The sequence below is a fragment of the Pedococcus sp. genome (genome assembly GCF_036554925.1).
Classification (GTDB): Bacteria; Actinomycetota; Actinomycetes; order Actinomycetales; family Dermatophilaceae; genus Pedococcus_A.
On record NZ_DATBMI010000200.1, the window covers coordinates 1 to 5,829 of the forward strand.

The 5,829-nt window shown below is 72.6% G+C and carries 8 protein-coding genes; 4 read left to right on the forward strand and 4 right to left on the reverse strand.

What is annotated here, in order from left to right:
* Positions 1-1,278 (reverse strand): molecular chaperone DnaK (dnaK, locus tag VIB11_RS15515; RefSeq protein WP_332032343.1); only part of this gene is annotated, 1,278 nt, incomplete at its 3' end.
* Between the two features lie 337 nt (positions 1,279-1,615).
* On the opposite strand from dnaK, the gene VIB11_RS15520 reads away from it, so the two are divergent.
* Positions 1,616-1,771, forward strand: coding sequence for a hypothetical protein (locus tag VIB11_RS15520; RefSeq protein WP_332032345.1), 156 nt, complete (start codon positions 1,616-1,618; stop codon positions 1,769-1,771).
* A 64-nt stretch (positions 1,772-1,835) separates the two neighbouring features.
* Positions 1,836-2,243, forward strand: a complete 408-nt coding sequence (locus tag VIB11_RS15525) for a glyoxalase superfamily protein (RefSeq protein WP_332032347.1) — start codon at positions 1,836-1,838, stop codon at positions 2,241-2,243.
* 12 nt (positions 2,244-2,255) lie between these two features.
* Here VIB11_RS15525 and VIB11_RS15530 read toward each other — a convergent pair whose 3' ends face one another.
* Positions 2,256-2,723, reverse strand: a complete 468-nt coding sequence (locus VIB11_RS15530; protein WP_332032349.1) for a CoxG family protein — start codon at positions 2,721-2,723, stop codon at positions 2,256-2,258.
* Positions 2,724-2,852: 129 nt separating this feature from the next.
* Here VIB11_RS15530 and VIB11_RS15535 point away from each other — a divergent pair, with 129 nt between their 5' ends.
* Positions 2,853-3,173: a 2TM domain-containing protein gene (locus VIB11_RS15535; RefSeq protein ID WP_332032351.1), complete on the forward strand. Its 321-nt coding sequence runs from the start codon at positions 2,853-2,855 to the stop codon at positions 3,171-3,173.
* Positions 3,174-3,275: 102 nt separating this feature from the next.
* On the opposite strand, the gene VIB11_RS15540 is transcribed toward VIB11_RS15535, so the two are convergent.
* Entirely contained in the window at positions 3,276-3,833 is a 558-nt protein-coding gene (locus tag VIB11_RS15540) for an XRE family transcriptional regulator (protein WP_332032353.1), read from the reverse strand.
* A gap of 78 nt (positions 3,834-3,911) precedes the next feature.
* Between VIB11_RS15540 and VIB11_RS15545 the strand changes: the two genes are divergently transcribed.
* Positions 3,912-5,531, forward strand: coding sequence for a bifunctional NAD(P)/FAD-dependent oxidoreductase/class I SAM-dependent methyltransferase (locus tag VIB11_RS15545; RefSeq protein ID WP_332032355.1), 1,620 nt, complete (start codon positions 3,912-3,914; stop codon positions 5,529-5,531).
* 105 nt (positions 5,532-5,636) lie between these two features.
* On the opposite strand, the gene VIB11_RS15550 is transcribed toward VIB11_RS15545, so the two are convergent.
* The coding region (locus VIB11_RS15550; RefSeq protein ID WP_332032357.1) for a DUF1801 domain-containing protein at positions 5,637-5,829 on the reverse strand (193 nt) is incomplete at its 5' end.

Here is a 5,829-nt window from a genome sequence, read left to right on the forward strand (position 1 = left end):
CTCGCGCTCGCCCTGGAAGACCTGGATCAGCACGCTCGGCTGGTTGTCCTCGGCGGTGGAGAACACCTCGGAGCGCTTGGTCGGGATGGCCGTGTTGCGCTCGATGAGCTTGGTGAACAGGCCACCCTTGGTCTCGATGCCGAGGGAGAGCGGCGTGACGTCGATGAGCAGGACGTCCTTGCGCTCGCCCTTGAGGACACCGGCCTGCAGGGACGCGCCGACGGCGACGACCTCGTCGGGGTTGACGCCCTTGTTGGGCTCCTTGCCGCCGGTGAGCTCCTTGACCAGGCTGCTCACGGCCGGCATGCGGGTCGAGCCACCGACGAGGACCACGTGGTCGATGTCGGACAGCGAGATGTTGGCGTCCTTGATGACGTTGTGGAACGGCTGCCGGGTGCGCTCGAGGAGGTCCTTGGTCATCTGCTCGAACTGCGCGCGGGTGAGCGTCTCGTCGAGGTGGATCGGGCCGTTCTCGGACATCGAGAGGTACTGCAGCGACACGTTGGTGCTGGTCGCGGTCGAGAGCTCCTTCTTGGCCTGCTCGGAGGCGTCGCGCAGGCGCTGCATCGCGATCTTGTCCTTGGACAGGTCGACGCCCGAGGAGTTGCGCACGGTGGTCAGGAGGTGGTTGACGATCCGCTCGTCCCAGTCGTCGCCGCCGAGCTGGTTGTCACCACTGGTGGCGCGGACCTGGATGGTGGAGAAGCCGTCCTCCGGGTCCTTGCCGACCTCGAGGAGGGAGACGTCGAAGGTGCCGCCACCGAGGTCGAAGACGAGGATGAGCTCGTCCTCCTTGCCCTTGTCGAGGCCGTAGGCCAGGGCCGCCGCGGTGGGCTCGTTGATGATGCGCAGGACGTTCAGGCCCGCGATCTCGCCGGCCTCCTTCGTGGCCTGGCGCTCGTGGTCGTCGAAGTAGGCCGGGACGGTGATGACCGCGTCGGTGACGTCCTCGCCGAGGTAGGCCTCCGCGTCGCGCTTGAGCTTCTGCAGGATGCGGGCGCTGATCTCCTGGGCGGTGTACTGCTTGCCGTCGATCTCGGGGGACTTCCAGTCCTTGCCCATGTGGCGCTTGACGGAGCGGATCGTGCGGTCGACGTTGGTGACCGCCTGGCGCTTGGCGATCTCGCCGACGAGGACCTCGCCGCCCTTGGAGAACGCGACGACGGAGGGGGTGGTCCGACCACCCTCCGCGTTGGCGATGATGGTGGGCTCGCCGCCTTCGAGGACGGCGACGGCTGAGTTGGTGGTACCGAGGTCGATGCCGACGGCACGTGCCATGGGGCTGCTCCTTTACGTTGTCAGACCCAGGGGGCTGGGCTGCGCGTGGTGCTGGTTGAGTTGCCTGCGCTCAAGTTAGGAGCCCGGGGCGTCACTGCGCAAATCCGGGGCCGAAAACTTGAGTCCGATTGACTCAACCTCTGATCTGCCGCGGATGTTCCCGCCGTGGGCCTGTCCGGCCAGGCCTCCGCATGCCGCGTCCGGCCAGGCCTCCGCATGCCGCGTCCGGCCGGTGCGGCCCGTATGCCGCGTCCGGCCGGTGCGGCCCGTATGCCGTGTCCGGCCCGGGCCGCCGGCGACCGGGGCGCTGTCGGTGGTCCGTCCTAGCGTCTGCGACATGACCAACGGCATGACCGCGCCGCAGCGCCCCCGCCTCAGAGCCGTCCCCGGCGGGGCCGAGGCCCCGCCCCCGCCCGCCGACGCCACCCGCCGCGACTACTGGGCGCGCGTGCAGGCGCTGCGCGAGGAGCGCGAGCGCCTGCGCGCCGGCTGATCCGCCCACCCTGCCCGTCCCAGCGGCGGTGCCACGTGTCGGTGGTCGGGCCTACCGTCGGTACATGGAGATGCGACTGGAGTTGGTGACGCTGCCCGTGTCCGACATCGACCGGGCCAAGGAGTTCTACGTCGACAAGGTCGGCTTCGTGGCCGACCACGACCACACCGTGAGCGACGACGTCCGGTTCGTCCAGCTCACTCCCCCCGGCTCGGCCTGCTCGATCGCCCTGGGCAAGGGGCTGACGCAGCTGTCCCCCGGCAGCCTCGACAACCTGCAGATCGTCGTCGCGGATGCCGACGCCGCCCGCGACGAGCTGCGCGGGAGAGGAGTCGACGCCTCGGACGTCGACGAGCAGCCGTGGGGCCGGTTCGTCTACTTCTCCGACCCCGACGGGAACCGGTGGGCGCTGCAGGAGCTGCCGGCCTGGTCGACCGGAGCGGGCGGCGACGGGGTCAACCCCTCCCCCTGACAGGGCCGGTCACTACCGCACGCCCAGATGCCGCTCGAGGTTGGCGGCGAACCGGTCACCGGTGTGCCGCAGGGTCGCCTGCATGACCCGGTCGACCGCCGGTCGCGCCGCGCCCGGCAGCGGCAGGTCGACGTGCAGGGTGAGGCTGATGGCCAGCCGGGTGCCGCCCGCGGCGTCATCCAACCGGTACCACCCGTCGGCGCCGGCCTGCTCCGGCGCCCCGGCCGGAGGCTCGTGGCGGTAGTCGATCCGCTGCTGCGGTGAGAAGACCATCCGCTCCGTGAAGCTGGGGCTCACGACCACACCGAGGACCGGGATGCGCCGGAGGTGCCAGCGCCACAGGTCGCCGTCGGTGTCGATCCGCTGCAGGAGCGGGGTCAGTCGGGGCAGCAGCTGTGGGTCGGTCAGCGCCGCCCAGATGGCTCCACGATCGGCCGCGACGACCGCCTCGGAGTCGGTGGTGCTGGAGAACCGCGCCATGCGCCGAGTCTGGCACCCGGGCCGGGCCGCAGCGCGCGGGGCGGAAGCCCTTCCCGCACAGGGGACGGAAGCCCCTTCCGACCGGCCCGCGGGCGACCCATGCTGGTTGCGAAGGACAGGTGATCAGCCATGACCGACCAGCACCGGCCGAGTGACCAGGGACCGTGGCAGCCGCCCGAGTCGCTCGAGGACCGCGACCTGCGGCAGCGGGCCATCAAACGGCTCAAGGACAAGCGCGACCTCAAGGCGCACATCCTCGCGTACGTGATGGTCAACCTGCTGCTGGTGGGGATCTGGGCCGCCACTGGTGCCGGCTTCTTCTGGCCCGTCTTCCCGCTGCTCGGCTGGGGCATCGGGCTCGCGTTCCACATCTGGGACGTCGTCTCGCCCGAGCCCGGCCAGCGCGAGATCGAGGCGGAGATGAACCGCCTGCGCACCCGTCACCCGTGACGCCGTCCTGGCGCCCCACCGGTCGACCCGGCGCGCACGGGCTCAGCCTCGTGTCGGGTCACGGGCGTGGCGTGGGGTCGCGGGGCTGGGGTCCGACGGTGCTCACTGGTGCACGTGGGCGCGCTGCCCCTCGCGGTCGAAGATCATGATCAGCTCGGCGGGCGCGTCCACGGCACTGATCGAGTGCGGGGTCATGGTGGAGAACTCGGCGGCTTCGCCGGTGCCGACCTCGATCTCCCGGTCGCCGAGCCACAGCCGCACCCTGCCCTCGATCACCACGAACCAGTCGTGCCCCGGGTGGACCCGCTGGTCGGGCCGGTCACCGGTCGGCTCGAGGCGCTGCTTGATCGCGATCGTGCGGCCGCCGGGCCGGCTGAGCGGCCAGGTCGTCCGAGCGCCCGAGCTGCGCGGGGCCGGGCGGATCACCACGTCGTCGTCACCGGGCACCTCGAACAGCACGTCGAGGCTCACGTGCAGCGCCTGGGCCAGGGGCACCAGCACGTCGAGGCCGAGGGTCCGCTTGCCGGTCTCGACCCGGCTGATGGTCGACGGGCTGAGGTTCGTCCGAGCGGCCAGCTCCTCGAGCGAGTAGCCGAGCGTGGTCCGCAGGCTGCGCAGGCGCGACCGGGCCAGGTCCTCGACGTCCTTCGTGGTGCTCACCCGGACAGCGTGGCGCTCGCTTGCGGATTCTGCAACTGACCTTTCACCAACTGCACGTCCGCGCCTAGCCTCGTCTCCATGACCGACCACCAGCACGGCCACCACCAGACCGACGACCACTCCGCCCACCCCGTCGTGGTCCGCCACTGCGACGTGGCGGTGCTCGGCGGCTCGGCCGCCGGGCTGGCCGCCGCCCTCCAGCTCGCGCGTCAGCGACGCACCGTGGTCGTCGTGGACGACGGCACCCCCCGCAACGCGCCGGCCGAGCACATGCACGGCTACCTCGGCCGTGAGGGTGCCGCTCCCTCGACGCTGGTGGCCGTCGGCCGGGAAGAGGTGCGCAGCTACGGCGGCGAGGTGCTGCCCGGTCGCGCGCTCTCCGTCCACCGCGGCCACGACAGCCGGTTCCGGGTCGAGCTCACGGGTGGCCACACGCTGGTGGCCCGCCGGGTCCTCGTGGCCACCGGGCTCGTCGACGAGCTCCCCGACGTCGAGGGGCTGGCCGAGCGTTGGGGGCAGGACGTGCTCCACTGCCCGTTCTGCCACGGCTTCGAGGTGCGCGACCAGCGCGTGGTGCAGATCGTGACCCACCCGAGGGGACTCCACCCGACCCCGCTGCTCCGGCACCTGACCACCCGGCTGACGGTCGTGCTCCACCACCCCGACGGCGTCGACCAGTCGGTCGTGGCGGCGCTGGGCGAGGCGGGTGTGCCGGTCGTGCGCGACCGCGTGCGGCGCGTGCTGACGGGCCCGGACGGGGCGGTGTCCGCCGTGGAGCTGGCCGACGGCCGCACGCTCGAGGCCGACTCCGTCGTGGTCGGCCCACGGTTCCACGCCCGGGCCGAGGCCGTCGCACCCGCCGGCGTCACGACGACGCCGCACCCCACCGGCCTGGGTGACGTGGTCGAGGTCGACCAGGCCGGCCAGACCGCGGTCACGGGGATCTACGCCGCCGGCAACGTCACCGACCCCTCCCTGCAGGTGCTGCCGTCCGCCGCCCACGGCAGCCGGGTCGGCGCCACGATCGCCTTCAGCCTCGCCGAGGAGGACCTGCGCGACGCCACCCGGCGCTCGGGCGAAGAGGTCGACTGGGACCACCGCTACGGCGGTGAGGACCGGATGTGGAGCGGGAACCCGAACGGCACGCTCGTCGCCGAGGTCGCGGACCTGGCGCCCGGTCGGGCCCTCGACGTCGGCGCCGGCGAGGGTGCCGACGCGATCTGGCTCGCCGAGCGGGGCTGGGCGGTCACCGCCACCGACATCTCGGCGAACGCCCTCGGGCACGTCGGGGCCGAGGCACAGCGCCGGGGGGTCGCCGTCGCCCTGCTGCGCACCGACGCCAACGCCCCCAACGCCTTCGGCGACGCGGCCTACGACCTGGTCTCGCTGCAATACGGCTCCTTCCTGCGCACCCCCGACCAGCGCGGGCTGCGCAACCTGCTGGGCGCCGTCGCCCCGGGCGGCACGCTGCTCGTCGTCAGCCACGACCTCACCCCGCTGCGCGAGCCGGTCGACGTCGCCAGCCAGACCCGGATGTTCGACCCCGGGGCCTACGTCGGCGTCGAGGAGATCGCCGCCGCGATCGACGCGTCGGAGGGCTGGAAGATCGAGGTCCGCGAGACCCGGCCCCGCCCCCGGGGCGCCACCTCGACGCACCACGTCGAGGACGTCGTCCTGCGGGCCGTCAGGCTCGCCTGACGGCCCGGACCAGGCGGAGCATCGCCCGGGGGTGCGGACGACCCCGGCCCTCGCACCCGTCACCCGTGACGCCGCCGGCCCAGCGCCCCGGCCCAGCGCCCCTGCCTAGCGCCCCTGCCGGTCGACCCATGCGCGCACGAGCTCCTGGAGCGCCCGCCGCTTGCGCGCGAGGTCGGCGAGGTCGGCGAACCTCGCGACACGTGAGGTCTCTCCCTCCCCCTCGAGCAGTCCTTCCGGGTCGGGCAGGGAGGCCCCGGTGTGGAACATCAGGGCGGCGTGCGCCTTGGACCGCGGGTAG